Below are 26,988 nucleotides of genomic sequence, written 5' to 3' on the forward strand. Positions count from 1 at the left end.
GAATCGGTTCCATTATACTCTGTTTATGAAATCGATACCACAAACATGAGAGGAGTGATTCGCATGGCGACGATCAAGGACGTTGCGAAAAAGGCGGGGCTGTCCGTTTCAACAGTATCCCGGTATCTGAACGACCATCCTTATATTTCGGATGAGAAGAAGAAACGCATCAAAGACGCGATGGATGAATTGAACTATTCGCCCAGCATGGTGGCTACGCAACTGCGTTCCAAAAAAGGCACCATGATCGGGATCTTGGTTTCGCGCATCACGAATCCATTTTTCTCCTATCTGGTGGATTCAATCGAAAAGAACAGCAAGCTGTTGGGCTACAACGTGTTGGTCATGCAGACCTATGACGATCCGGCAGCCGAACTGAAGATGCTGGAGCTGCTGAAGCAAAAAGTGATAACGGGTTTGATCATGTGCTCAGTGGAAGGAAATCCCGATGTGATCGAAACGTACCAAGAGTACGGACCCATCGTTTTCTGCAATGAAAGAATCCCGGGTTCGACGATTCCACAAGTCTATACCGACCAGGAACAGGCGACTTTTGAAGCCACAAACTACCTCATCGGAAAAGGCTACAAAAAAATCGCCTACTGCACGGGCGGCAGCTTGACAAAGGGCGGCCACGGAAATGCCCGGACCGCGGGATTCGAGAAGGCGCTGTTGGAAAGCCGACTTCCGATGAAGAAGGATTGGATCTTTAAGGAAGTCCATACGATTGCGGATGGCAATCGCATTGCAGAGAACCTGTTGAGCCTGCCGGAAAGCAATCACCCCGATGCGATTTTCACAGGTAGTGACGAAGTGGCCAGCGGCATTTTGCAGAAGTTCCTGGAGGCAGGGAAGAAAGTTCCCGAAGATTTGGCGATCATGGGATTCGACAACCAGCCGTTCACGGCGATGCTTGCGGTCAAGTTGACGACCATAGCGCAACCGGTCGATGCATTGGGAAGAGAAGCCACGAAGGTGTTGGTAGCGCAGATCGAAGAGACTGCTTATCAGATAGATACGACAGATTTGAAATTAGAATTGATCAAACGGGAATCCGCTTAGGCGGGTTCTCAAAAATCAGAAATGTGGTATCGATACCACAAGCGGAGGAGTCAGCATGAAAAACGCAATCAGGGAAAGAAAGGACAGCGAATACATGGAACAAAAGCAATGGTGGAAAGAGGATGTCGTCTATCAGATTTACCCGAAGAGTTTTTATGACAGCGATAACGACGGCAGTGGCGACATCAAAGGCATCACGCAGAAATTGCCTTATCTGGAGGAGTTGGGGGTCACGATGCTGTGGATCTGCCCGATCTTCAATTCGCCGATGGTCGACAACGGCTACGACATTTCCGATTACCAGGGGATCCAGCCCGAGTTCGGTTCGATGGCCGATTTTGAGGAATTGCTGGATGAAGCCAAAAAGCGGAACATCAGCATCATCCTGGATTTGGTCGTGAACCATACTTCTGATGAACATGACTGGTTCAAGCAGGCTTTGCGCAATCCGGAAAACAAGTACCGGGATTATTATATCTTCAGAGAAGGCAAGAACGGATACCCGCCGAATAATTGGCGCTCCATTTTCGGAGGCAGCGTCTGGGAGAAAGTTCCGGACGAAGAAAACATGTACTACTTCCATACATTCGACAAAAGACAGCCGGACCTGAACTGGGAAAACCCAACTTTGCGCGAGGAAATATACGCGATGATCAAATGGTGGCTGGAAAAGGGCATTGCCGGCTTCCGCATCGACTCCATCACCTTCATCAAAAAGGATCAGGATTACGGCGATGTGCCGGCCGATGGCGCAGATGGGTTGGCCAGCGTGAAGCACAAGGGCAGGAACCGCCCGGGAATCGCCGACTTCTTGGCTGAACTGAACCAAAAAACATTCAACAAATATCCATGTGTTTCTGTTGGCGAAGCGCCCGGTGTGACTTATGATGAGTTTGACCAATACATCGGTGAAGGCGGCTACTTCAACATGATCTTCGATTTCCGTTATGCGGATATCGATGTGGAGAACGGCAGCGAATGGTTCCGCAAAACCGACTGGAAACCGAAGGAACTGAAGGAACTGATTTTCGAAAGCCAAAAAGCTATCCAAAAAGCCGGCTGGGGAGCGAACTTCCTGGAAAACCACGATCAGCCGCGCTCCCTTTCCAAATACATCAAGGATGAAGCCTACCAGAACGAAATCGGCGTGAAAGCCTTGGGAACCCTCTTCTTCTTTTTGCGGGGGACGCCATACATCTATCAGGGGCAGGAAATCGGCATGAAGAATTTCAAACGGGATACGATCGCTGACTTCAATGATGTATCCAGCCTGGATAATTACCCGCGCGCGATGCTGGAAGGCTTCACCGCGGAAGAAGCGCTCGCCTTTGTGAATCAACGCTCCCGCGACAACGGGCGCACGCCTTTCCAATGGGACGCCACGAAAAACGCCGGCTTCAATGAGGGGACGGAACCTTGGCTCAAACTGGTGGGCGATCACGAAGAAGTGAACGCTGCGGACCAAGTGAACGATCCTGATTCCATCTTCAGCTTCTATAAAAAGATGATCCAGCTCAGAAATCGTTCAACGCACAAGGAAACGCTGATTTATGGAGAATTCAGGCCGTTGGATACGCCGGATGATGTAATCGGCTATGAGCGCGTTGGGGATGCGGTCATCCAGATTTTAGTGAACATGAGCAATCAGGAAACCGTAGTCGAGAAGGTTTCCGGAGAAATTTTGTTGAACAACTACGAAAACATCGAACAATCCGAGACGCAATCGATTTTGAAACCATATCAAGCCATTATGATCAGAAAGGATGAAAAAAATGTCTAAATTGCCGAATTACCAGGAGATTGCCAGAAAAATAGTAGCGATAGTGGGGGACGATAATATCGTCTCCGCTACCCACTGCGCGACGCGTTTGCGCCTGCAGGTGAAAGACCGCAAAGCGATCGATGACGACCAAGTGGAGGAAGTGGCAGAAGTCAAAGGTGTTTTCTATAACGCCGGCCAATACCAGATCATCCTCGGATCCGGCATCGTCAACAAAGTCTACGCCGAATTGCAAGCGCTGTATTCCTTCAATGAAGCTTCCAAAGACGAAATCGCAAAGGATGAATCATCGGCATTGCAGCGGGGAGTGCGCAACATCGCGGATATCTTTGTCCCAATCATCCCGATCCTGGGCGCAACCGGATTGTTTTTGGGATTGAAAGGCGTGCTGTTCAACGAAACCGTACTGGGTGCGATGGGGCTTACGCCTGAGGCCATCCCAACTTGGCTGAGCGCTAGTGTGACCGTTTTGACCGATACAGCTTTCGGATTCCTGACTGCCTTCATCTGTTGGTCGGCGTTCAAAAAAATCGGAGGTTTGCCGATCATCGGCTTCCTGATCGGATTGATGCTCGTTTCGCCGGCCTTGCCGAATGCCTATGCGGTAGCTGGTGGGACTGCTGAACCGATCATGGCTTTTGGTGTCATTCCATTGGTCGGTTACCAAGGATCGATATTGACAGCTTTGATCACCGGTATCATCGGTGCCAATCTGGAGAAGAAGTTGCGCAAGGTGATGCCGAACGCGATGGACCTGATCTTCACGCCCTTTGTGGTCATCCTGGTTTCCGTATTCATCGCGCTGTTTGTGCTCGGCCCCTTGGTGCACGGATTTGAAGCGCAAGCCGTCAAAATGATCGAAATGTTCCTGCATCTGCCTTTTGGTATCGGCGGCTTGATCATCGGGTTCATCTATCCGATAGCGGTCATGACCGGGATGCATCATATGTTCATCATGATCGAAACGTCGCTGATCGCTACAACCGGATTCAATCCGCTGATCACGGTTTGCGCGATGTATGGCTTTGCGAACGCCGCCGTGTGTCTGGCGATTGCTTTGCGGACCAATAGCGCCGCGATCAAGACGGCCGGCATTTCCGCGACCGTCACACAAATGCTTGGCATCAGCGAACCGGCGCTGTTCGGTGTCGTGATGCGCACCGGCATGAAAGCAATCGGCGTGATGTTGGCGAGTTCCGCTTTCGGAGGCATGGCTCTTTCGTTACTGGGCATCCAAGCGAACAGCTACGGATTGGCGGTATTGTTATCACCACTGATGTATATCTACGATCCTTACCAATTGACGATGTATGTGGTGATCGGCATCGCAACCTTCATCCTGGCGTTTGTGTTGACGAACGTGCTGGTGATGGGTAATGAAACAATTGTGACGAAGGTCAAAATTCAGCATTAATTTTCAGACCGACTATCCATGTTAACATGCGGATAGTCGGTCTTTTTGGCATCGTTTTCATCATTGGCAGAACAAGAACCCAACAGATATAGTGAAAAACGTTCACAAATTGTTAATAATAAATCCGTTGTATGCGCAAAAAATGCGTGGTATATTTTGTGTGTAAATGTTACGTCGTTTCATTTGAAAACGTTTATCGTTTTTTAATCGCAACCGAGTATCGCATAGTGATATAGCTTCTGCACATTTTATCAACTGGTTCGGCGTCGTTTTATCAATACAAGAAAAGGGGTCATGAAATGCAACACGCAAGCGCAAATAAAGTACAAAATGTAACCGATGACAAAAAGAATGTAAGGGAATTCGGATTACTGGATAAATTAGCTTATATGTCGGGGGACATCGCAAATGATTTGTTCTTCATTTTCTCAAGTTCTTTCTTGATGTTGTTCTATACAAAAGTATTGGGAATCAGCGGGGCAGTTGTTGGTACGTTGTTCTTGTCGGCACGGGTTGTCGATGCTTTTACGGATATGGGGATGGGACGTCTGGTTGATACCTTGAAACCATCTAAAGATGGCCGCTTCCGTGTTTGGATCAAACGCGTAGCACCATTCGCTGTTGTCGCCGGTTTCCTGATGTTCTTATCAGTCGTTCAAAACTGGTCCATGACTGCAAAAATCGTCTACATCTTTGTGACTTATCTGTTCTGGGGAAGCATCTGCTATACAGCGATCAACATCCCTTATGGATCGATGGCATCCGTAATCAGCGAGAAACCTGAAGATCGTGCTTCACTATCTGTATTCCGCAGCATGGGAGCCAGTATTGCCAGCATCTTCATTTCCTTCTTTGTTCCGTTGTTCGTCTATACGACTGACGCAAATGGCGCACAAGTGGTTATTCCGGAACGTTTCACGATCATTGCCGCTATCTTTGCAGTTCTAGCTTTTGCGCTTTACCAATTCTGCTACCACTTCACAATCGAACGCGTAGATATTCCGCAAAAACCGGAGTCAGAAAAGCAGTCTTTCGGCAAAGAAATGGCAACTATCGCGAAAGGTTTGTCCACAAACCGCGCACTAGGCGGCATCATCGCTGCAGCAATCTTCCTATTATTGTCCATGCTGTTGGTGAACACAATGAACGCCTATCTGTACGCCGATTACTTCAAGAGCTCCAAGACATTGGCTGTAGCCGGTATCCTTGGTACTGTCGGCACACTGATGCTTGCACCTTTCGCAAATAAAATCGCTTCTCGATTCGGTAAAAAAGAATCAGCAACAGTAGGGTTGTTCTTCTCAGCAGTTGTATATGCAATCCTGTACTTCATCCATACAGACAACGTCATGTTATTCTTGCCGATGGCGTTTCTTGCAAGTTTGGGAATGAACTATTTCAACGTTGTCATCTGGGCATTCATCACGGACATCATCGATTACCAAGCTGTTAAGACAGGTAATGCTGATAGTGGAACAGTTTACGCAGTCTATTCATTCTCAAGAAAACTAGGACAAGCATTGGCTGGCGGTTTAGGCGGATTCGCTTTAACTGCAATCGGTTATGCATCAGCTGCAGCAACGCAAGACGCGGCCGTCCTTGATAGCATCTACGATGTGGCTACACTCGTGCCTGCGATCGGGTACACAGGCGTTGCGCTATGTCTATGGTTCATCTATCCGTTGACTAAAGAAAAAGTGGCAGAAAACGTTGCTATCTTGGCTGAACGCCGTAAACAAGCAGCAAAATAATATGAAGTAAGCTCGTTAAAGGGGCACCATCCTGTTGATCAGGGTGGTGCCTCTTTTTTTGCTGATTTTAATGTCTGGCCGTCAGCTCCGGCCAAGAGAACTTTCGCCGGAGCTGACGACCCTATTTCATCCTCAGATTCGGCGAACAGCGGCTGACCGGAGTTGAGGACTCTGATCATATCCGCTTCTCCGGCCAGACAGTCCTCGCCGGAGAAGGCGACCCACTAGAGTCACATCCACAAAAAAACACTTCGTTTACAAATAGGCTACAAACTTCGCATATATTTCATTGTATTTTGACGGCATATTTACAATGCCTTGTTATAGTGAATAAATAAGCAAAATGAAGGAGGCGTCATCAGAATTGTCCTATCTAACAGCGCAATCCGGCAGTGACGGATTGGCGGACAACAGCATGGAGTTTGTTGTGTTCTTCTGCGACAAACAGGAAATTTCCGCCATCAAAGTTGATGTTCGGATGAACAAGGAACACCAACTTGTTCTGCACCACGATAGATTGGAGGAAGGACAGTATTATGTCGCCTTGGAAGATGTGTTTGCGTATATCGCCCGGGAAAACAGCCCGATTCGTATCAATTGCGACCTGAAAGAAACCGGTCTCGAAGAGGCCGTGTACGGATTGGCCAACAAGTACGCACTTTGGCCGCAAGTGGAGCTGAGCGGAACGGTAGCCTGTAGCTATCTGTCAAAGTGGAGCAATCAGATTTTGATGAACATCGAAAACGGTATGGATGATTCATTTCACGGCGAGCATATCGGGCGATGGGGAGAAAATGTATTGCTCGAAGCATTGGCGAAACTGGCCCGAAGCCATGCAAAAGTCATCAACATCAATCATCAGTTGTTCACGGATGCCGTGCAGGAAAAAGGTAAGCAGTTGGCGTTGGAGTTTTCTTTGTGGACCGTGAACGACTTGAATGCGATCGGAAATTACGAAAAGGAAAATATCTACAACATCACGACCAGAAAAGCATGGAGCTACATCCAACAGAAAGGGATGCAGACAGGATGAAATACCTCAATCCAAAACGGATGTACCAAATTTCAGGAAGGCCTTCTTTTTTGATACGCTCATTTTTTCGGTGTTGTTGCGCATCCGTCACGCTCACGCACTAGGTGCCTTCAATCGCTAGTCAGCAGGAGGCACTTTTGTGGTTGTGAATAGAGAATTATCCAAGCAAGGAAACAAGATGATCCAAATGCACACAAGAACAGAGCCCACGGAAACGACAGTCGAGAAGGAACTGGTTTTGACGCCGGCCTGCCATCAGAGGCACAACAAGATTCCGTTCGCGCTGACAAAAGCCTATCAAAGTCTGTATATGCATTTTTCCTTTTCGCCGCAACATGTGGACCGGGAAAAGGCTTTGGTCATCATTTCGCAAGTGCGCCCTGATTATTTTGGTGCTGGACATCCGCATTGCTTGCTTTCGGATCAGGTACAAGTCAGACTGATGATTCAAGGAGGAAATTAATGTGGATTATTATGCAATCGAGTTGCACGCGCACACGAATCACAGCGATGGTGTCTTCACGACCGAAGAACTGCTGGGAAGCGCCAAGGATTTCGGCTATGACATCCTGACGATCACCGATCACAATACGGTCGCGCCTTATGAGGAATGGAAAAAGAATCAGCACTGGTCGGGAGATCTGCTTGTCATCCCGGGGATTGAATGGACGACCTACTTCGGCCATATGCTGGTCATCGGTTCGAAGCAGATGATCGATTCGCGCAAAGCCGAGTTGGATACAATCGATTCCCGCATCAGCGAAATAAAAGACAGCGGCGGCATCGTCGGTATTGCGCATCCTTTTTCAATCGGCAGCCCGATCTGTACCGGTTGCCGTTGGGAATTTCAGGTGAAGGATTACGACAACGTCGACTTCATCGAATTATGGAATCGGGTCAATCCTGACGAAAGCTTCCGGAGCCGATTGGCGTACGAAATGTGGACGGATCTGCTGAAGAAAGGCCACCGGATTTCTTGCAGCGCCGGACGTGATTGGCACCGCATTGAAAGCGAAATGGACAATACTGCGCTGACTTATATCGGATTGAAAGAGCTGACCGAAGACGGAGTCAAGGAAAGTCTGGAGAATGGGAACTTTTACATCACTCTTGGTCCGCGGCTGCAGATGAAGATCGAGCAGAACGGGCGCATCCATCATCTTGGGCAGGAAATCCGAGCTGGAGACGCGCAGCTGCAGGTCCGGTTGGAGTCGATTTTGCAGGAGAAATTGCGGAATTTCGGCTTCAAAGGGGAAAGGCTGGCGGTCATTCTAAATGAAGAAGTCATTGCTGAAATCGACCTGAAAGAAAATCAGTCAAGGGAAGTTCCGCTGACGCTCCACCCGGGGTATGTCAGGTTGGAATTGTACGGCGAAGCGAAGGGCGAAAAGAATCGACTGCTGGTGATCGGCAATCCGTTTTATGTACTCTGAAGCGGGCTGGCGAGCCTGCCATTCAGCACATCAAACAAACAAGGGGTTCCCTCAAGTGTGAGAGCCCCTTGCTTGCTTGTTTTCATTCAAACTGGACAAAAATGTCCAGATCATAAGGCGTATAAGCTGTTTCGACTGTTTTTGAAGCATCTGAATAGATTTTGTAACGTCCTCCGGTGACATAGACGAATGCGGTGAAATCCTTTTTTCCGTAATAAGGGCTTATTTCGTTCCACTGTTCTGCAGGAAGTTTCCCAAGGGACAGGCCCTCAATCATAAGGTTGCCGTCTTTGATGGCCACGTTCAGCGTCGTGACTTGTTCGTATTCATAGATCTGTCGATTTGTCCGAGCAATCGCTTCATCCTCAAGACCTCCGAACGGTTTGCAGAAGGGGTCTTCCAGGATGATGTGCTGCGCAACGTTCTGGATAAGGCTGTTATCCGCGAACAGCGCACTGCTTCTCCAGCGTGTCTGAAACAGTATCCGGCCAACGCCGTCGTTTGCATCTTCTGAAGCGTCGGCAACAGGCCGAGCCTTTTCTTTAAGCCCTTTTTTGAAAAAGTCGCGTATACCCATGATACACCTCCGTTCATTTCGTTAATAGTTCCTTCCATTGTATCACAGCGCTCCCAAGTTCGGAATTGCGGAAAGAAATGTGAAAACAGACCGATCGGACATAGATGATCTTTTTTCTTAGGACTGTCAATCCTACTTGTTGCGATAGAATCCAACGTATATCATCTGTCCATATTCGATTATTCTTAACTTTTTAGAACTAGGTGCTGTGCTATAATAGAACAATAGTGCTTGTTACTGAAGCGTTTTTTCGGCTCTAGGAACAGGCAAACGAAGAACTAAGGGGATAAGAAGATTGGAAAAATTGAAAAGAAAAATAATGAATTTTATGCGCGGAAGATACGGCGCGGATCAGCTTTACAACGCGTTGATCATTTCGGGGATGGTGCTGTACTTTTTGGGTGCAATGACAGACTTGGGTGTGTTGGTTATCGTGGCGCAACTGTTGATTTTTTGGGCCTTATTCCGGGTCTATTCGAAAAAAATCTATAAGCGCGCGGAAGAAAACCGCAAATTCCTGAAGTGGTGGCAGCCGAACCAGAAAAAGTTGAAATTGCTGTTCAGAAGGTTCAAGGAAATCAAAGTGGCCCGTTTCCGCAAGTGCCCTAACTGCAGGACGACATTACGTTTGCCTGTCAAACGCGGCAAGAAGACAGTCAAATGTCCGAGCTGCCATCAGAAATTCGAATCACGCATCATTTTATAGACAGAAAAGAAGCCCCGCACAAGTTAAATTGTGCGGAGGCTTCTTTTTGTCTAGGCTTCGTGGATGAGTACTTCTTCTTGGGTTCCCAGAAGGATCGTCTTTTCGGAAGGGCGTAGGCGGCCTTTGTTTTCGTCACGTCCCTGCAGAACGATGCGCGGGTTTGCATCCTCAATTGTGCGGAAGGCTTCGCGCGCCAATTTTTTGGTGTCGTCGTTCATATAGCGGTTGAAGAGGACGCAGAGTTTGGCATCCTGCAGTTCCACCATCATATCGTAGTCGCCGGTGCTGTCCCCGAAGAGCATCAGCGGCTGTTTTTCGTTGTGCTTCGGCATCAGTTGTTCCGTGATGACGGCTGTTTTGCCTGGGCCTTTGGTGATGTTTTTGCCTGGCTGCATGCACGGTTGGATCAGGCCGTTTTCATCCTTTTTGAAATACATGCCGATGACGTGCTCGTTGTCCAACCCGTAACCGAAGTCCGGATGCGTTGCGGCGACCTGGACGACATCCACAGGTGAAGCCGAAATGACGTAGACGACGATGCCGTTCGCCTTCAGGACGTGATAGAGTTCCTTCAATTCGCTAGGGAACGCCAAGCCTGTATCGTAATGGGATACGATGACGCCGGCTTTGCTAGGCAATTCAGCCGGGCTGGTCAAGGTCACGCGTTCGAATTTGCCGTACTGCAACCAATAAGAGATGGATTGGTAAGCCAATTGGCGCAAATCTTCGCTGGTGCGTTGCGCGAAAAGGTAAGTCATCCAGGGATAGCCGGCTTTTCTTTTGAAGTCACCGTTGATGACCGTGTAGAACAAACGAATTTTTGCGGCGAATTCTTCATAGTAAGAAGTTTTTTTAGCTTCTTCCAACGAGAGGGTCCCGCCTTGCATAAAACCTTCATATTGCTTATACAACCAAGCATAGGCCGTTTTGATATCGTCAGCGATATTGCCGATAGTGGCAAGCGGGTTGGTCTTATCGAGGAGCGTTGCCTCTGTTGCGCCGACATTCTCGAGTCCGTCAGTCAAAACCGCATGGAACTGATCGGGCGTCAAACGGTAATCCAAATGCAGCAACATGTAAAGCATTAAGGTATCTTCTATATCCATGATGGCGGAAGTATTGTCGAAATCAAATACAACGTATGGAGGGTCGGCTGGGTCGAATGAGCTGTTTTGGTTCCCGTAGGCAGCGATGACAGCATTCAGCGCTTGGTGCGTATGCGGTGCCCAGTTTTTGGAAGAAAGAATTTTATTATGTTTTTCTGGCAAAGTAAGTACCCCTTTATCATGGAATTTTCATCTGCAGTCATTTTATCAAAAAACAACTGAAAGATATACTGAAATGTGCCCATTTCGGTTTATCCAACCAAGAACAGTGAAATGAAATGAGAATTGCTGATAAATTGTCCGTCAGGTAATTTATTACAAATACAGCTGTTTTTCCCAAAAGGCTTCATTTATGCAGATTTTTTTTTTATGAAAGGTACTTCTATGGAAGGGTTTCTCATATATTAGGCATAAAATAGTCAGTTTTTAACGAATTACTAAGGATACTTGGATTTTGTGTTAGAAAACCTTACATTTCCGCGGAAGAATTTAATTGATTTTTAATCATGCTTTCATTATAATTTTGCTTAACGTTATAAATATAAGAAGAGGTCCTTTCTTGACAGGGACCCAATCCATGCTCTTGAAAAAATAGAAGTATGATGACGAGCACAAAAGGGGTTGAGGCAAAATTGATTAAGTTAGAGCACGTAAATAAGTATTTCGGCGCCAACCATGTGTTGAAGGATATCAACCTGGAAGTTGCCGAAGGGGAAAAAGTGGTTATTATTGGGCCTTCTGGTTCCGGAAAGAGTACGACGGTCCGTTGTATGAATTTCCTCGAAGAACCTACAGACGGAAAAGTTTTTATAGACGGCACAGAAGTCACAACTAAAAACAAGTTGGATATTGTGCGCCATTCCTCTGCAATGGTTTTTCAACAATTTAATCTTTATCCACATATGACAGTGTTAGGGAACCTGACAATCGGCCCTATGAAGCTGCAAGGCAAATCCAAAAAAGAAGCGGAAGAAATGGCTTACGAATATTTGGATATCGTTGGCTTGCGCGAAAAGGCGAATGTTTATCCTTCAACGCTTTCAGGCGGTCAACAACAAAGGGTTGCAATCGCAAGAGCGCTTTGCTCACAGCGGAAAATCATTCTTTTCGATGAACCTACTTCAGCATTGGATCCTGAAACGGTTCAGGAAGTATTGGATGTCATGATCAAACTGTCCAGCATGAATATCACGATGGTTGTCGTGACGCATGAAATGGGCTTTGCGAGACAGGTTGCCGATCGGGTCATCTTTATGGCTGATGGCATGATTGTAGAGGAAGGCACTCCGGAGCACTTCTTCGATAATCCGACACATGAGCGGACGAAAGCATTCCTAGGTAAAATTTTAAGATAACCGAACTTTTCGGAATACAACATTATAGGAGGAATTTGGTATGAAAAAGAAAAATCTATGGGTTTCATTATGTTTATCAGCTGCATTGTTCTTGGGTGCATGCGGCAGTGACGCAACGGATACAGCAGATTCTGCGGCTGGATCTGCAACAGATGCTTCCGGTCAAGTGACTGTAGAGTCAATCAAAGAAGCTGGCGTATTGAAAGTCGGCGTTAAAGAAGATGTACCGAATTTTGGTTTAAGAAACACTGAAACAAACGAGATTGAAGGTTTTGAAATCGACATCGCTAAGAAACTCGCTGAAGAAATCTTAGGCGATGCTGAAGCAATCGAATTGGTACCAGTAACCGCCAAAACGCGTGGTCCATTATTGGATAACGGTGAAGTGGATATGATTATCGCAACTTTCACTGTAACAGAAGAACGTAAAGAAACTTATAACTTCTCTGATGCTTATTACGTGGATGCAGTCGGCCTTTTGGTTAAGAAAGACAAAGGCTATACAGGATTGGCTGACATGGACGGCGCTACAGTCGGGGTTGCCCAAAGCTCGACAACAGCCGATGCGATTGCTGCTGAAGCTGAACAATACGGCATCACTTTGAGCTATTCAGAATACGCAACCTACCCAGAAATCAAAGCTGCTTTGGATTCTGGCCGTGTGGATGCATTCAGCGTGGACAGATCCATCTTGGCTGGCTACTTGGATGATTCAACTCAAATCCTGAAAGACCGCTTCGCTACACAAGATTACGGTGTTGCGACCAAAAAATCAAACACAGAATTGGCAACGGCTGTTAATGACTTAATCACTGCATGGGGAGAAGACGGCACTCTTGATGCATTGACTACAGAGTGGGGATTGGGCGAATAATGAGAAGTACCAATCCATTCGCTCTCTGGCGTTGGGAAAGCCTTCTTGAAAACAGCAGCGACTTTGGAGCCGGATTTATCCGTACGCTCCTAGTCGCTGTGTTGGCGTTATTGCTGGCTTTGGTCATCGGGGTTGTTGTGGGGACCATGTCCACGGCAAAAGGCCGATTGCCTCGTGCTGTTGCCAGAATATACGTAGAAATGTTTCAGAATATCCCGTTGCTCATCCAAATCTTCTTCATGTATAACGGGCTTGCCATGGCAGGCTTAGTGTTGAGTGAATTTACTATCGGGGTAGTCGGCGTAGGGATATATCACGGTGCCTACATCGCTGAAGTCGTTCGTGCAGGTATACTCGCTGTTCCGAAAGGCCAAGAAGAGGCAGCTTACTCAGAGGGCTTCAACTACATCCAAACAATGCGTTACGTCATCTTGCCGCAGATGGTCAAAATCATTTTGCCGCCTTTGACCAATCAAGCCGTCAACTTGATCAAGAATACTTCCGTATTGGCGATCATTGCCGGAGCGGACCTGATGTATGTAGCCGATTCTTATGCTTCCTCAAGTCTGAACTACGGTCCTGCTTACGCAGTAGCCGGTTTGCTTTACTTCCTGCTTTGCTTCCCGCTTGCAACATTTGCGCGGAAATACGAGCAAAAACTGAAAGACAATGATTCGGCTGTCGTCAACGTTGTCGTAGATATTCCGGAGGTGATGGAATGATGGAATCGATCAGAACAGTCTTCACACCATCTAATGTGTCGTTCATGATGGAAGGATTGAAACTGGCATTGCTGATTTCGGTCGGCGTCGTCATCCTTTCGATCATCTTCGGTACGGTATTAGGTCTGTTGCGTAATTATGAAAAAAAATTCTTTGGAAAATTGGCCGGTGCCTACATCGAGCTCTTCCGGAATACACCGTTATTATTATGGATGCTTTCATGTTCATTCTTGATACCAGGCAGCACGATCACCTTGAAAGGTTCTTTCGCCCTGTTCCTGTACACCTCGGCCGTTGTTGCCGAAATCGTGCGCGGAGGCTTGAATTCCATTCCAAAAGGGCAGTTTGAAGCTGGGCATTCGCAAGGATTCTCATTCATGCAGACTTTGAGGTACATCATTTTGCCGCAAGCCTTCAAGAAAATTGTCCCTTCACTGTTGTCGCAAGTGATAACTACGATTAAGGATACTTCTTTCTTGGCCGGTCTGGGGATCATGGAATTCACAAGAAGTGGGCAAGTTATCCTCGGAAAAGTGACAAAAACTTCAGAAGTATTTTTGGTCTATGGCTTCCTGGCTTTGGTATATTTCATCATCTGCTTCACGCTTTCGACAGTCGTCAGAAGCTGGCACAAGCGCAATGCAGAACATGCTTAACAATATGAATAAGCCCCCGACTTACAGCTTATAACGCTGTAGGCGGGGGCTTTTTTGTTTTGAAGTGAAGGTAAGGAATAGGCAATTGCTCTGGCTGACGGTTGATTGTCCGATAACTATGGAGAATCGGACAACGGGAGAGTGAATGTTCTGGAGGATGTCCGATAATCCGAAAGAATCGGACAACCAGAGAGTTCCTGTAATACGGGATGTCCGATAAACGGTAAGAATCGGACATCAGTAGTCTTTATCTCTATTCACTTCAGCCGTAGTATCGGCCGCGATTTTTTCCTATCATTTGGTAGTCATTCCTGAGAACTCTATAGATGCGCTTTTGGTTTCCGCAACCACACCAGTCCATTATGCGGCTGGATGTCAATTTATCTTCCGGGAACAATGTGCGAAAATCTTCTATGCTGGACTGGATGGCCTTTTTGACGTTTACTTTCTTCTCACGTTTGTTGCAAGAGTGGAAATAACCGCTATAGATCTTCGATAAGGTTCCGCATTCTGGACAAATGATGCCTTTGTTTAAATCAGAATAATTATAGTGAGGGTTTTTTCTTGGGTAAATCGGGTCATGCTGGTTTGCAAGCATTTCGGCCATTTTAATTTGTTCAGCATTAAGTTGAGCTGGAGCCTGTACGTTACGAAAATGCCCGAGAATCTGGCTAGGAAGAATAAAATTTGCGTCACTGGGTGCTCCCAGCAAAGTGAATTCTGGATTTACAAAAATGACATATGCCTCTACCTTCAACGAATACCCTTTTTCCAACAGTAAAAGCTCCAGACGAACCTTCGTTTTCTCCAATTGCATCGTTGGATTTTCCAAAAAAGTGCCAGATGTTCTTGTGAATTTTTCTTTTCCCCATTGATAGAGGCCCTCAAAATTCTTGATTTCATAAAGCACGAGCACTTTGGTAGAAATCATCAAAGCGTCTATTTGAAATGATGAATTTCTGACTTCCAACTGAAGATCATTCAGAAATAGGTGATCTATTTTAAATTGTTTTGTGTACTCATCAAACAAAGATTCTCCATCGAATCCTTTTTTAAGGTTGAGAAAATAGTAATAAGCATCTTTTGAAATCTTGGTTCGTGTGAGCAGTATTTCGTATATGCGCAGAAGTTCAGGCTTGACCCGGTCTTTATATGCCATAAAAATCACCTCAAATTAGTTTGTTGTTGCTATTGGTAATATACGCCAATAAAGACACTCAGATTGATTGAGAGTAAGAAGTAATCCGGTATTTGTTGTCCGATAACTGGGAAGAATCGGACAACTAGCGAACGAAGGTATTGCAGAATGTCCGATAACCCGGAGGAATCGGACAACCAGCGAGCGACGTTATTGCAGAATGTCCGATAACCCGGAAGAATCGGACAACTAGCGAGCGACGGCAGTGCGGAATGTCTGATAACCACAAAAATCCGACAACGGGAGGCTAGATATAGCGCAAGTTGTCGGATTCTTCAATTATTATTCAGTTTTGCAATCTATCTGAAAGAAAAGAGCACCCTGTGTTTTTTACATTTGTCAAACAATCGATGCGTCATAGATAGATTGGATCGATTCGGTCAAGGTGGTCCGGAATTCATCATCCGTCATGCCGGCACTCAGGCCTTCTGACAATGCCCGCGAGAAGCTGGCGATCAAGCCGGGATTGTGGGTCAATTTTTCATTGGCTTCTTCCCGCGAATAGCCGCCGGATAATGCCACGACACGCACGACTTGCGGATGGGCAATCAGTTCCTTGTAGAAATCATCGACGCTCGGAATCGAGAGCTTCAGCATCACGAACTGATCCGGACTCAACGCATCCAGAGCCAATAACAATTCTTCCTTGAGAATCGCTTCTGATTCAGCTTTGTCCGCACTATGGATGTCGACTTCCGGTTCGATGATCGGGATCAGACCGGCCGCAAGGATCTGCTTGCCGACTTCGAACTGCTGGGCGACTACTTTTTTGATGCCTTCACGATTGGCTGACTTGATGACGGAACGCATTTTGGTGCCGAAGATGTGGCGCTCGTTTGCGCGCGCAAGGAGGGCATCCAATTCCGGATTCGGTTTCATCAACTGGACGCCATCCGCTTCCGCATCGAGCCCTTTATCGACTTTCAGGAAAGGCACGACACCTTTTTTCTCCCACAGGTAGTCAGCCGTATAGAGGCATTCGACTTTGCGGTCCATCGTCTGCTCGAACAGGATGGCCCCCAAGATGTGCTCCGAGCTGAAAGCAGGCGAAGTGATGATGCGTGAGCGCATCTCATGGACGAGCGTGAACATCTCTTCTTCGCCGTGGTAGCTGTCTTCTGAAATGCCGTACAATGCCAGTGCCTTGGGCGTGCTGCCGCCACTTTGGTCTAACGCTGCAATGAAACCTTTGCGATTTTTCATGATATCGAATTGCTCTCTGTTCATGATTCAAACCCCTTCGATTTTCAGATTTCCGAAATCCGGATCCGGTCTTGCTTATTCGTGGAATGAGGATCTCTAAAGTCAGTATAGCACTAGTTAATTCTGCAGGAAAAGAATTGGAACTGTTGTGATAAAATGGATGTATCGTTATATTTTGATGTGGGAACAACGAACTACGGATATTAATATGGGAAGCTTTTTACATACAATTCATGATCAAGGAGTGAGTATTCTGGCCGACGCAATTGAGTACAGTAAAATAAATGAAGCAAGCTATCTGTCAGCAGACAATTTCCAGCGCTACCGCACCATCATGCATTATTTCTATGAGCAGCATCGGAAAATGAACGATTTGCTGTACCGGGGTGATGTGCTGGAGTACATGCAGAGCCTGGCGGGTTTTGAGGGCTACTCCGAAAAAGAGTTGGATCAGGATCTGACTAGCCTCGTCGGGTGGGAAAACCTGGAGACGCGTCAGGAAATGAGTGAACCCAAGAGCATAGCGGAATACAAAAATAAACATTTCCGCTACCAGATTTCCGAAACCAGCATCGCCATCGAAGAGATGCTGGAGAAATTGAGCGGCAAGACCGGACACAGCAGAGGGGCCTTGGATAAGAATACTTTTGAAAGGTTTCTTTCAGCCATAAGGGAGATGGACCAACAATCCGACGAGAAGGAACTGTTCAATATTTGGCAGGACACCGTAACGCATTTCACGAGCATCAAAAACAACACATCCGATTATATCGGCTACCTGAACAGCGAACGGACGGAAAACCAGATGCAGACGGAGGCGTTCCTGGTATTCAAAGACCAATTCGTCTTTTATCTGAGGGACTTCATCGTTACGATGCAGAACACTTCCTACCAGATCCAGCACGCTTTGCAAGGCGTATCCAAGGATAAACTGTTGCTCGTCGCCAGATGCGTCATCAACCATGAAAAAGAGATTCCCCGGTTCGATGAAACGGTTCTGGATGAGGCGAAACTGACGGCTGAGCTTTTTGGGATTTGGGATACGATGCTTGCTTGGTTCATCGACGGGCAAGGGAAGTCGAGCGAGTACAGTTCCTTGATGAAACAGACCAATCAGGCCATCAGCAAAATAACCCGGATGATCCAACGTTTCAGTGACCGCATGCAGCAGCATCAGAGCCGGAAGAAGGACTATATCCATTTGGCTGAGTGGTTCCTGCATTGCCGGTCCGTTGAGGAAGCGCATCAGCTTTCCACGCAGGTCTTCGGCGCCTTCCACACGCAGCACTATTATGTGAAACCATCCGAAACCAGCAACAAATTCGCGGATATCTGGGACATCCCGGCGACCGTCCATGAGACGATTCCGCATATCAGGGAGTACCGGGAACGGACAAGTGCGACGGCCTTCACCCGCAATACCCAAGCGAAGAAAGAAGCCGTCGCGGCCCATCTGCAGCAACGGAAAGAACTCGAAAAATCCCTCCAGCACTACATCCAGAACGGAAAAATCGATCTGATCGAACATCCCTTTATGGATACATCGATCCGGAAATTGTTGTTGAAATGGCTGAGCCTGTCTTTCCAGAATGAAGAGCGGACCATCGCAACCGAATTCGGCCAAGTTTTCGCGATTAGGGTGGACAGGAGCATAAAAGTCAGGCTGGAATCCGAAGACGGCTTTTTGGAGATGCCGAATGTCGTCTATATGCTGATTGACAAGGAAAATACAGGAGGTGACAGGAATGCCGGCAAGCAGTGAGGAGATCCGCGAAGGACTCAGCATCCTCTTTGAAAATTTTTGGATCATCCGGGAAACCGATAAGGACGCCTACCATCAGCTTTTGCGCATCGAAAACGACCTGAAGCGCGTCATCCAGAGAATATTCGGGCTGCGCTTGATCGTGCATGGCAAATTCATCAAGCTGGAAAAGATCCCTTTCGAATCCCAGGATTGGATGGGCATCACGGCTTTCAACGAGCCGATGGATTATGCGCTGTTCGCCTGCGCGATGGCCTATACGGAGGATAAAAGCGAAGGTGAAGCATTTCTGATCAATGAACTCGTTGATGAACTGGACCTGTTTTATCCTGAACGGGACCTCCTGGACTGGACCAATTTCAACCACCGAAAAAGCCTAGTGCGCGTCCTGAACGTGATGACTGACATGCAATTGATCGATACGATCGAGGGGAAGACCGATGATTTCGCGACCTCCGAGTCCAATGAAGTCCTCTATAAAGTCAGTCCCTACAGCAAATATTTTATGCGGTCCTATCCGGAAGACATTACCCAATTCCAGGATTGGCGGGAATTGGTGCAGATGGAACGGGAGCGGGCCGACGAGGAGACGAGCACGGTCGCTTTCAGGCGTTTGATGATGGAATCGGCTATTCTCCGCACCGAAGAGAACGACAGGCTGTTTTATTACCTGCGTAACCAGCAACAGTACATCAGTGCGTTTTTTGAAAAAAATACGCACTACACCTTCGAGTTGACGAAGGATGTGGCGATGTTGACGCTGGAGGAGCGCCTGAAGCAACAGACCTATTTCCCGATGCTGAAATCTGCCGACGAGAGCCTGCTGCAGCTGGCGGAAATGATCCGGGAATCGGATTACGCCCCTGATGCTTATGGGTGCATCCATTTATCGAAAAATCAATGGCTGGCTCTGATCGGCCAGAATGCCACTGAGAACAGGAAGGGCTGGTCGAAGGAATACCGCGAGAGCTCCGATAAGAAATTGGCCAAACTGATAATGGAAAATGGCATCAAATGGCGTTTCTTTGCAGAAGATGGAGACGGGAACGTCACAATCCTCCCGACATTTGCGCGCAATATAGGTAGGTACCCGCAGGATTTTCTTCAGAAATTGTTGGAGGAAGATGATATGCCTGAGGAAGAATTTGATGGAGATGAGGGAGACAGCAGTGAACAAAACGAATAAATGGGTAATGAACAGAGCCGGGCTCGTCAACTTCTGGTACTATGACGAACAATATTTTGATTTCGCGGATGGGAAACTGCTGTTGCGCGGTTCCAACGGATCGGGCAAATCGGTGACGATGCAGAGCTTGCTGCCTACTTTGTTGGATGGCAAGACGGACCCGACCCGTCTGGATTCCTTCGGCAGCCGCGCCAGAAAGATGGAAGATTATCTTTTGGGTGAGGAGCAGGTGTCGAAGATCCAGGAACGGACGGGTTATCTCTTCCTGGAATTCAAACGGAAAGAACAGGAATCCTATCTAACTGTCGGCATCGGTCTGCAAGCCAAACGTGGCGGTTCGCTAGGAAAATGGTACTTCGGCATCACCGACGGCAGGCGCATCGGCGTCGACTTCAGCCTGTTCGAGGAGCTGAAAAGAGAGCAACTGCAGCCTTTGTCCAAACGGCAATTGATTAATCGGATTGCAGAGGGCGGAAAAGTGATGAGCTCCCAGAAGGATTACCAGGAATTTGTGAATGAACGCATCTTTGGGTTCGACAGTCTTGGGAAATTTGAGGATTGCATCAAGTTGCTGATGGAATTGCGCAGTCCGAAATTATCCAGGGAATTCACCCCGACAGCGATCTACAACATTTTGACGAATTCGTTGCCGGCCCTGAAGGAAGACGATCTACAGCCTGTTTCGCGGACATTGGAACAGATCGATGCCAGCCGTGAACGACTTGGACAGTTCGAGCGCGAATCCAGGGCTGTAGGCAAAATCCAACAGAGCTACGACAGCCTGTACGAAGAGAAATTGCGGCAGTTGGCGAACCGTTGGCTGGAGAACGACAGGATAACAAAGCAGAAGCAAGCCAAGATAGACGCGGATACGGCACAGCAAAAAGAACTTACCGACCTTTTGGCTGCGCTACAAAAGGAACAGGCGGAGCTGGAACTGAATCTTTCGCTCTGGCGGAAAGAACAGGATGAACTGAAACAGAATGAGGTCTATCAGCTGATCGAGAAGGGGACCCAGCTCAAGCATGACCTGGAGAGCAGCAAGAGTGCTTTACAGAGGCACAGCGATAAGGTCAACAAGAAAGAGACGCAGGTTGCTGAAACCCGCGAAAAGCTGGAAGGGCACATCCGGAATTTGGAAAGGGCCGAAAAGGAATTGGCCGCGTTGGCTGACGAAATGACGGAATATGCGGAAGGATCCGGCTATATTTCCGAACATAAGCAGCACCTGGCTGACTTCGAAAGAAAGACAGGAGAACATTCCTTCGACTATTGGAAATCGACGAACCGCGACTATCTGAAACATCTGCGCGACATGGTCTCGCTGTTCAAGGAACTGAATGCAGCTTTGAGCATTCAGAAACGCATCGACAAGGAATTGGGCGACATAGCCGAAAAATTGGAAGCAGACCGTAAAAATCAGCGCCATTGGCAAGGCATCTTTACGGATGAAAAGGAAAAGCTGATCAGCGATTTCAGCCACTGGCAAAACCAAGCGCATTTCACGGTGCCGCAAAACGAATATAGCGAGGTACTTCGCAGACTAGAAGTGCTGTATGTGAAAACGATCCAGTTTACTCAGGTCACTGAGCCGATCTATGCAGCCGCCAACAATGAAAAACAACGCGTCAGCAATGATTTGCTGCCGATCAGAAGTCGGATGGAATGGATCAGGAATTCCATCACAGAGAACGAGAAAGAAATCCGCGCCTGGAAGAATGAGAAGGATCCGGTTCCGGAACGCACCAAAGCCAGCCAGCGTAATCGTGAACAATTGGCGCAATCGGGTATTGTGGCTGAACCTTTCTACTCCTGTATAGATTTCAGATCCGACTTGGCCGAAGAGAAACGCAATGCCATCGAAAGTGCATTGATGGAGACAGGATTTTTGGATGCTTTGCTTTCTGAAACGGGTTTGGATTTGGAAGGTGACAGACAATTGTTGCCGAATCCGCAGTTCTTCACGCAGACATTGGCTGATTTTCTCGTCCCCGACAGCAGCGGGCGCAGTTTGGATGCCGGCTACGTGCAGGACATCCTCCAATCGATTGCAGTCATCGACGGCGGCGAGTCCGACTCCGCGGCTCCGATCATTGTGGAAGACGGAAGCTACCGCTTGTTTTCGCTGAGAGGGAAAGCGGACACAGACCATCAGGCTAGCTACATCGGCAAAGCTAGCCGGGAACGCTACAGGATGGAAAAGATCCAATCATTGGAGGAGGAAATCGATAGGCTGCAGGAAGAGCTGCAAACATCAGCTGAGATGGAGAGCCGATTGTTGGCAGACTTGGCCGCAATCGATGCCGATCTGACGCGGCTTCCTATCGACAAGGAACTTGCCTTCGCCAACCAGAATATTTTGGAGATGGAAGGAGAAATCAGTCGCGGCGAAAACGAATTGGCGCGAAAACAAAGGGAACTGCAGGAAATCAAAAATCAGGCGGATAACTTAAGGATCACGCTGCATCAAAAGGCTAAAGGCAATACGATCGGCTTTACCTTGGTTGAATACGAAGAGGCCGAAAAGTGCCAAGAAGATTATCAGGCTGCCTTCCAAGACTGGACGGGCACGGTCTCTGACCGGAAGCATATTGACGACAACAGAGCGGGAGCCGAAGAATTGCTGCGCGTGCAGCGTGAGGAACTCCAGGAAATGCTGGCGGAATTCGATGAAGAGGTAGCCAAGCAACATACGCTCGAACGGCAATTGGCTTCGAATCTGGAACTGCAGAAAATCAACAATGTCGCCGAAATCACCGAGCGGATCGAATACTGCATCCGGAACATCCGGAAAGGGGGAACCCGCAAGGAGTCTATCCAAGATGAGCGAATTGAACACAATAACAAGCTCACGGTCATCAGTCTGAACCTGAAACAAATCGAAGAACAGATCCGCTTCGAAAAACCGTACACGCAACTATGGCGGGATACCTTTGCGAAGGAAGTCGCCAGATACGGCAAAGGTGGGGATAAAGTTCTGGCTGCTTTAGCCGAAGACTACTTAAGGAATTGGACCAACCAAGAGAATCGCTTGACGCAGTTGGAAGGAAATCTGGATGCCGTCCATCGGCAAATGGAATCGGACCTGATTGACTACCGTCCGAAAATCATCCAGGACCAGATTATTGCTGCTCCGGCTTGGTTCAACGAGTTCGAGGCTCAGGAATTCCGCGATAAAATGGAACTTTGGCGTCACGCAAACCAAATCAGGATCTACCAAGTGAACTCGGAGGGTGCCTGGAGAAGTCCTGATGACCTGAGAAAGCGCCTGGAGGATCAGATCGAACAAGCCAAATTGGTGCTACGAAGAAGCGATGAAGAGCTTTTCGAACAAATCATTTTCCATTCAATCGGGAATGTGCTGCGGACGCTGATCGGCAACGCCCAAAAATGGGTGTCCAAGATGAACGATATCCTCGAACATCAGGACAATTCTTCCGGGTTGACGCTTTCAATCAGATGGATCCCGAAGGCGTCGGAAAGCGATGATGGCTTGTCGACGGCGCGGTTGGTGGAACTGTTGCGCAAAGACCGGAACATCATGAAGGAAAGCGATACGGAAGCGATCAAGCAGCATTTCCAGGAACGCATCGAGCAGGCCAAGCAGATGCGCGACGAATCGAATGGCGAAGACAGCCTTTATCAGGTGCTGCAGGAAGTGTTGGATTACCGGAAATGGTTCAGTTTCGAGCTGTGGCATCACCGTAAAAACGAAGTCATGAAGGAACTTTCCAACAACAAATTCAATCAGTTCAGCGGTGGCGAAAAAGCGATCGCGATGTATTTGCCGCTATTTACCGCCATGTACTCCCGCTATCAGGATGCCGGGAAGGACGCCCCTTACATCATCACGCTGGATGAGGCGTTTGCCGGCATCGACGATCTGAACATCGCCGAACTGTTCAAGGCCACGGAGCAACTGGAGTTCAATTATATGATGAATTCCCAGGCGCTCTACGGAGAATATCATACGGTCTCCAGCCTGAACACGTACGAACTGATCCGGCCCAAGAATGCGCCGACCGTCTCGACGATCCAGTACCACTGGGACGGGAAAGTGAAAACGCTGATGCTGCCTGATGAAGATGATCTTTTTGAAGATGCCGGTCCGGAAAGTGCTGGGGGTGGACAAGCTGGATGAGAAACTGAAAGAAGAAGCCATCCGCTATTTTGCGGGCAAACCGGTTATGGTCATCTGCATCAAACAAATCCATAAAAAATACGAGAGCTTTGGACGCTTCACCGGCACAATCAGCAAGTCGCTTTTCAAAAAAGTCGATACAGAGCCGTTGCTGACGTTCATGGGCCTTGCGCAATGGGAATGGGAAATAAGCAAAAACATCAAAATCAGCGATTTCAAGCGCAATTACGAGGGGAGCAAATTCGAGCCGATCCCTTTTGAGGTTGTGGTTGAAAGCGTAAGCGGCAAGCAGCTCAAAACGAAGCAGGAGCTCGCGGAAGATGCCGAAACGGAATACGGCTCTTTCCTGGTGGAGATTGGTGAGATTTATCCACTGTTCAGGGTGGTCTTCAGTCGCAACCGCAATACCGCATACTTGGGCTGGTTCCTAAAGGAGCCAACTGCTTGCTTGGCTGCCTTCATGAACGTTGCGGAAGCCCTGAGGAATCTCCCGCAGGAATACACGAAATTACCGGTCTTCGCCCACCGCATCAGCGGCAATCCGCATGCTTTCGATTCGAGTGGTCTGACCGGACAGCTGCTTTTCATGATGTTGTATCATAAATATGCCGAAGCCGAGTCAGCCCAAGCGATGAACGGATTCTTGTCGAAGGCGGAACTGGAAAATGAAATCTACGGACTGTTCAAGATCATCAAGGATGACATCATGAATTTCACCGCCGTGAACGGGCTCATCGCCTATCGCGGGGAAGAGCCAATCGCCATGTGGCAGGATGCCTGTCTGGATCGGATCCCGTGGAATGTTCCTGTGCGCCAGCTTTTGGATATCTCATGGATCCGGCCCGGCAAAGGCAAACAGATTTTCCTGATCGAAAATTCAGGCGTGTATTCCATCTTGCTGGATGCTTTCCCGGACTGTCCGATGGTCTGCACGAATGGCCAGTTCCGCTATGCGGTCTGGCTGCTGTTGGAACGGATTCCGGATGAGGGGATCACCTTGTACTATTCCGGCGATTTCGATCCAGAAGGCTTGCTGATGGCGGATACGCTGAAAAGACGGTACGGTGAAAAACTCCAGTTACTCGGGATGACCACCGACCATTATTCGGCCTCAAAACCGACCGCAGAAATCGACGAGAAACGGATACAGAAGCTGAAGCGCATCCAATCCGGGGAGCTGCGCGGTCTGGCGGATCTGATGGCCGAAAAGAAAGTCGCCGGTTATCAGGAAGGGATTTTGGAGGAGTTGCTGGATGAAATCAGGATTCTTCGCGAAGGTTAATAATGATGTTTTGTGAGCTGCAAGGAAGCTTGTTCACAATGTGTAACGCGTAAGGTTCATTTTTTTGAGTTAGCGGGAAGGAAACACGGGCTTTCAAACCCGTGATGAATTCCCGCGGTCTTTTATTGTACATGGTCATGATTGAAGTTGTATAATTAAGCTATGGATAACAAAAATAGATTTACACATGGTAGGACTTCTGTCTACAATTTGAATTATCATATCATTTGGGGCACGAAGTATCGAAACAAAGTTCTCTCGGACGATATCGAAGATTCGTTGAAACGAATGCTACTGCATATTGCGGAAGAGTACGGATTTTCGATCGCGCACATGGAAATTGGACTGGATAACCATATCCACCTGTTGGTGAGCGCACCGCCAAAACTGTCGGTAACCAATATTGTTCGCTGGCTGAAAGGAATCAGCGCACGGTTACTTCTCCAGGAATACCCTGAACTAAAAAAGGCGTACTGGAAAACGTCAGATAGGCACTTGTGGTCTTCGAGTTACTTTGTTGAAAGCATCGGCACGACCAATCAAGACGCTATCGCAAAATACATTGACGACCAGCGCAGGAAGGAGATTGATTTCGATGAAACTCAAAGGCGTTAAAGTTCGGCTCTATCCTACCCCCGAACAACAATTGGCCATCGAAAACAACTTCCGGCTGAACCGATTCCTTTGGAATCAACTGCTCGGAATGCAGCTTGCGCGCCATGAAAATGGCGGTTCTTTCGTCACCAAATTCGGCATGAATTATCTGATCAAAGTGATGAAGATCGAATTCCCGTTCCTGAAGCAAGCCGAAAGCACCAGTTTGCTTTACACATCCGCGGATCTTGCGGACAGTTATGACCGTTTCTTCAAGAAACAGAACGGTTTCCCGAAATTCAAGTCGCGCCGGCGGCCCAAAAACAGCTACAAGTCGAATTGTGTGAACGGCAACATCCAGGTCGTGGACAATCATTATCTGAAATTGCCGAAATTGGGCTTGGTGAAAGCCAACGGCCTGCATCGCGTCAAAGACAAAATCAAGAGTGTGGTCGTACGCAAAAAAGCGGACGGCACCTTTGAAGCGACACTGCAGGTTGCCTTCGAGGCAACAATCTTTGAATCAACAGGCAAATCCGTTGGGATCGATTTCGGCCTTGCCGATCTTGCCATCCAATCAGATGGTTACAAATTGCCGAATAAACAGTTTGAACGTTCTTTGGCGAAACAAAAACGGCAATGGGAACGGAAATTGGCCCGGCGCCGTCAACAGGCGCTTGTCAAAATCGAACAAGCGAAAGCGGAAGAAATCGAACTGGAGCTTTCTGATTTCAAAAATGTCCAAAAAGCCAAGGAACAAGTGGCGCGTATCAACAAAAAGATTGCCAATCAACGCAACAACTATCTGCAACAATACACAACCAGCCTGGTCAAAAAATGCGACCTGATCGCCCTGGAAGATTTGAAAACCAAGAATCTTCTGCAGAACCGTCAGCTGGCGCGTTCCATCGCCGATGCCGCCTGGGCGAAAATCAAGTCCATGCTGGCGTACAAATGCGAGTGGTACGGCAAGGAACTGGTATTGGTGAACCCCGCTTATACGAGCCAAACGTGTTCGCATTGCGGGGAAAACACCGGCAAGAAACCGCTGCGGATCCGCACATTCGCTTGCCCGCATTGTCATACCACAGGTATTGACCGCGATGTGAATGCGGCCATCAATATCCTCAACAAAGCGCTTGCCCAGCGTTAA

22 protein-coding genes are annotated in these 26,988 nt (G+C 47.9%); 18 read left to right on the plus strand and 4 right to left on the minus strand.

What is annotated here, in order from left to right; all coding sequences use genetic code 11:
* Positions 1 to 63 precede the first annotated feature (63 nt).
* The 7 genes from PH235_RS05730 (at position 64) to PH235_RS05760 (ending at position 8,473) form a co-directional block, all read left to right on the plus strand.
* Positions 64 to 1,062, plus strand: a complete 999-nt coding sequence (locus tag PH235_RS05730; protein ID WP_272161416.1) for a LacI family DNA-binding transcriptional regulator — start codon at positions 64 to 66, stop codon at positions 1,060 to 1,062.
* Between the two features lie 55 nt (positions 1,063 to 1,117).
* Entirely contained in the window at positions 1,118 to 2,842 is a 1,725-nt protein-coding gene (locus tag PH235_RS05735) for an alpha-glucosidase (protein WP_272161417.1), read from the plus strand.
* Positions 2,835 to 4,256: a PTS transporter subunit EIIC gene (locus PH235_RS05740; protein WP_272161418.1), complete on the plus strand. Its 1,422-nt coding sequence runs from the start codon at positions 2,835 to 2,837 to the stop codon at positions 4,254 to 4,256. Before PH235_RS05735 ends, PH235_RS05740 begins: the two co-directional genes overlap by 8 nt.
* Before the next feature lie 299 nt (positions 4,257 to 4,555).
* On the plus strand, positions 4,556 to 6,007 hold the full coding sequence (locus PH235_RS05745; RefSeq protein WP_272161419.1) for an MFS transporter: 1,452 nt from the start codon (positions 4,556 to 4,558) through the stop codon (positions 6,005 to 6,007).
* A gap of 364 nt (positions 6,008 to 6,371) precedes the next feature.
* Positions 6,372 to 7,040, plus strand: coding sequence for a glycerophosphodiester phosphodiesterase (locus PH235_RS05750; protein WP_272161420.1), 669 nt, complete (start codon positions 6,372 to 6,374; stop codon positions 7,038 to 7,040).
* A 139-nt stretch (positions 7,041 to 7,179) separates the two neighbouring features.
* Complete coding sequence (locus PH235_RS05755; protein WP_272161421.1) at positions 7,180 to 7,503, plus strand: hypothetical protein; 324 nt, start codon at positions 7,180 to 7,182, stop codon at positions 7,501 to 7,503.
* Between the two features lies 1 nt (position 7,504).
* Positions 7,505 to 8,473: a CehA/McbA family metallohydrolase gene (locus tag PH235_RS05760; protein ID WP_272161422.1), complete on the plus strand. Its 969-nt coding sequence runs from the start codon at positions 7,505 to 7,507 to the stop codon at positions 8,471 to 8,473.
* Between the two features lie 82 nt (positions 8,474 to 8,555).
* Here PH235_RS05760 and PH235_RS05765 read toward each other — a convergent pair whose 3' ends face one another.
* Positions 8,556 to 9,050, minus strand: a complete 495-nt coding sequence (locus PH235_RS05765) for a hypothetical protein (RefSeq protein ID WP_272161423.1) — start codon at positions 9,048 to 9,050, stop codon at positions 8,556 to 8,558.
* A gap of 295 nt (positions 9,051 to 9,345) precedes the next feature.
* Here PH235_RS05765 and PH235_RS05770 point away from each other — a divergent pair, with 295 nt between their 5' ends.
* Positions 9,346 to 9,756, plus strand: coding sequence for an LSD1-type zinc finger protein (locus PH235_RS05770; protein ID WP_272161424.1), 411 nt, complete (start codon positions 9,346 to 9,348; stop codon positions 9,754 to 9,756).
* A gap of 50 nt (positions 9,757 to 9,806) precedes the next feature.
* On the opposite strand, the gene PH235_RS05775 is transcribed toward PH235_RS05770, so the two are convergent.
* Positions 9,807 to 11,024, minus strand: a complete 1,218-nt coding sequence (locus PH235_RS05775) for an HAD family hydrolase (protein WP_272161425.1) — start codon at positions 11,022 to 11,024, stop codon at positions 9,807 to 9,809.
* 470 nt (positions 11,025 to 11,494) lie between these two features.
* Here PH235_RS05775 and PH235_RS05780 point away from each other — a divergent pair, with 470 nt between their 5' ends.
* Genes PH235_RS05780 through PH235_RS05795 form a run of 4 tightly spaced genes read left to right on the plus strand, consistent with a single transcriptional unit; the run spans position 11,495 to position 14,469 of the window.
* Positions 11,495 to 12,217 (plus strand): amino acid ABC transporter ATP-binding protein, encoded by a 723-nt coding sequence (locus tag PH235_RS05780; protein WP_086627535.1) that lies wholly within the window; start codon positions 11,495 to 11,497, stop codon positions 12,215 to 12,217.
* Positions 12,218 to 12,257: 40 nt separating this feature from the next.
* Complete coding sequence (locus tag PH235_RS05785) at positions 12,258 to 13,091, plus strand: transporter substrate-binding domain-containing protein (RefSeq protein WP_272161426.1); 834 nt, start codon at positions 12,258 to 12,260, stop codon at positions 13,089 to 13,091.
* Positions 13,091 to 13,813: an amino acid ABC transporter permease gene (locus PH235_RS05790; protein WP_272161427.1), complete on the plus strand. Its 723-nt coding sequence runs from the start codon at positions 13,091 to 13,093 to the stop codon at positions 13,811 to 13,813. The genes PH235_RS05785 and PH235_RS05790 overlap by 1 nt, the downstream gene beginning before the upstream one ends.
* Positions 13,810 to 14,469: an amino acid ABC transporter permease gene (locus tag PH235_RS05795; protein WP_272161428.1), complete on the plus strand. Its 660-nt coding sequence runs from the start codon at positions 13,810 to 13,812 to the stop codon at positions 14,467 to 14,469. Before PH235_RS05790 ends, PH235_RS05795 begins: the two co-directional genes overlap by 4 nt.
* Before the next feature lie 262 nt (positions 14,470 to 14,731).
* On the opposite strand, the gene PH235_RS05800 is transcribed toward PH235_RS05795, so the two are convergent.
* Positions 14,732 to 15,628, minus strand: coding sequence for a nuclease-related domain-containing protein (locus PH235_RS05800; protein ID WP_272161429.1), 897 nt, complete (start codon positions 15,626 to 15,628; stop codon positions 14,732 to 14,734).
* 378 nt (positions 15,629 to 16,006) lie between these two features.
* Entirely contained in the window at positions 16,007 to 16,894 is an 888-nt protein-coding gene (locus PH235_RS05805; protein WP_272161430.1) for a fructose bisphosphate aldolase, read from the minus strand.
* Between the two features lie 184 nt (positions 16,895 to 17,078).
* Here PH235_RS05805 and PH235_RS05810 point away from each other — a divergent pair, with 184 nt between their 5' ends.
* The 6 genes from PH235_RS05810 to PH235_RS05835 all read left to right on the plus strand — a co-directional run bounded on the left by PH235_RS05810 (position 17,079) and on the right by PH235_RS05835 (position 26,988).
* Positions 17,079 to 18,632: a TIGR02677 family protein gene (locus PH235_RS05810; protein ID WP_272161431.1), complete on the plus strand. Its 1,554-nt coding sequence runs from the start codon at positions 17,079 to 17,081 to the stop codon at positions 18,630 to 18,632.
* Positions 18,616 to 19,818 (plus strand): TIGR02678 family protein, encoded by a 1,203-nt coding sequence (locus PH235_RS05815; protein WP_272161432.1) that lies wholly within the window; start codon positions 18,616 to 18,618, stop codon positions 19,816 to 19,818. The genes PH235_RS05810 and PH235_RS05815 overlap by 17 nt, the downstream gene beginning before the upstream one ends.
* Entirely contained in the window at positions 19,802 to 23,959 is a 4,158-nt protein-coding gene (locus tag PH235_RS05820; protein ID WP_272161433.1) for a TIGR02680 family protein, read from the plus strand. The genes PH235_RS05815 and PH235_RS05820 overlap by 17 nt, the downstream gene beginning before the upstream one ends.
* Positions 23,898 to 25,241, plus strand: coding sequence for a DUF2399 domain-containing protein (locus PH235_RS05825; protein WP_272161434.1), 1,344 nt, complete (start codon positions 23,898 to 23,900; stop codon positions 25,239 to 25,241). The genes PH235_RS05820 and PH235_RS05825 overlap by 62 nt, the downstream gene beginning before the upstream one ends.
* Positions 25,242 to 25,403: 162 nt before the next feature.
* Entirely contained in the window at positions 25,404 to 25,856 is a 453-nt protein-coding gene (tnpA, locus tag PH235_RS05830) for an IS200/IS605 family transposase (protein WP_272161435.1), read from the plus strand.
* On the plus strand, positions 25,837 to 26,988 hold the full coding sequence (locus tag PH235_RS05835) for a transposase (protein ID WP_272161436.1): 1,152 nt from the start codon (positions 25,837 to 25,839) through the stop codon (positions 26,986 to 26,988). The genes tnpA and PH235_RS05835 overlap by 20 nt, the downstream gene beginning before the upstream one ends.

Origin of the sequence: Trichococcus sp. K1Tr (genome assembly GCF_028309625.1) — a bacterium.
Taxonomy (GTDB): Bacteria; Bacillota; Bacilli; order Lactobacillales; family Aerococcaceae; genus Trichococcus.

Excerpts from the sequence above, each read along its gene's own strand:
- PH235_RS05730 (WP_272161416.1), top strand. The coding sequence starts at position 64 with ATGGCGACGATCAAGGACGTTGCGAAAAAGGCGGGGCTGTCCGTTTCA.
- PH235_RS05735 (WP_272161417.1), top strand. The coding sequence starts at position 1,118 with ATGAAAAACGCAATCAGGGAAAGAAAGGACAGCGAATACATGGAACAA.
- PH235_RS05740 (WP_272161418.1), top strand. The coding sequence starts at position 2,835 with ATGTCTAAATTGCCGAATTACCAGGAGATTGCCAGAAAAATAGTAGCG.
- PH235_RS05745 (WP_272161419.1), top strand. The coding sequence starts at position 4,556 with ATGCAACACGCAAGCGCAAATAAAGTACAAAATGTAACCGATGACAAA.
- PH235_RS05765 (WP_272161423.1), bottom strand. The coding sequence starts at position 9,050 with ATGGGTATACGCGACTTTTTCAAAAAAGGGCTTAAAGAAAAGGCTCGG.
- PH235_RS05785 (WP_272161426.1), top strand. The coding sequence starts at position 12,258 with ATGAAAAAGAAAAATCTATGGGTTTCATTATGTTTATCAGCTGCATTG.
- PH235_RS05790 (WP_272161427.1), top strand. The coding sequence starts at position 13,091 with ATGAGAAGTACCAATCCATTCGCTCTCTGGCGTTGGGAAAGCCTTCTT.
- PH235_RS05795 (WP_272161428.1), top strand. The coding sequence starts at position 13,810 with ATGATGGAATCGATCAGAACAGTCTTCACACCATCTAATGTGTCGTTC.
- PH235_RS05800 (WP_272161429.1), bottom strand. The coding sequence starts at position 15,628 with ATGGCATATAAAGACCGGGTCAAGCCTGAACTTCTGCGCATATACGAA.
- PH235_RS05805 (WP_272161430.1), bottom strand. The coding sequence starts at position 16,894 with ATGAACAGAGAGCAATTCGATATCATGAAAAATCGCAAAGGTTTCATT.
- PH235_RS05810 (WP_272161431.1), top strand. The coding sequence starts at position 17,079 with ATGGGAAGCTTTTTACATACAATTCATGATCAAGGAGTGAGTATTCTG.
- PH235_RS05815 (WP_272161432.1), top strand. The coding sequence starts at position 18,616 with ATGCCGGCAAGCAGTGAGGAGATCCGCGAAGGACTCAGCATCCTCTTT.
- PH235_RS05825 (WP_272161434.1), top strand. The coding sequence starts at position 23,898 with ATGAAGATGATCTTTTTGAAGATGCCGGTCCGGAAAGTGCTGGGGGTG.
- tnpA (WP_272161435.1), top strand. The coding sequence starts at position 25,404 with ATGGATAACAAAAATAGATTTACACATGGTAGGACTTCTGTCTACAAT.
- PH235_RS05835 (WP_272161436.1), top strand. The coding sequence starts at position 25,837 with ATGAAACTCAAAGGCGTTAAAGTTCGGCTCTATCCTACCCCCGAACAA.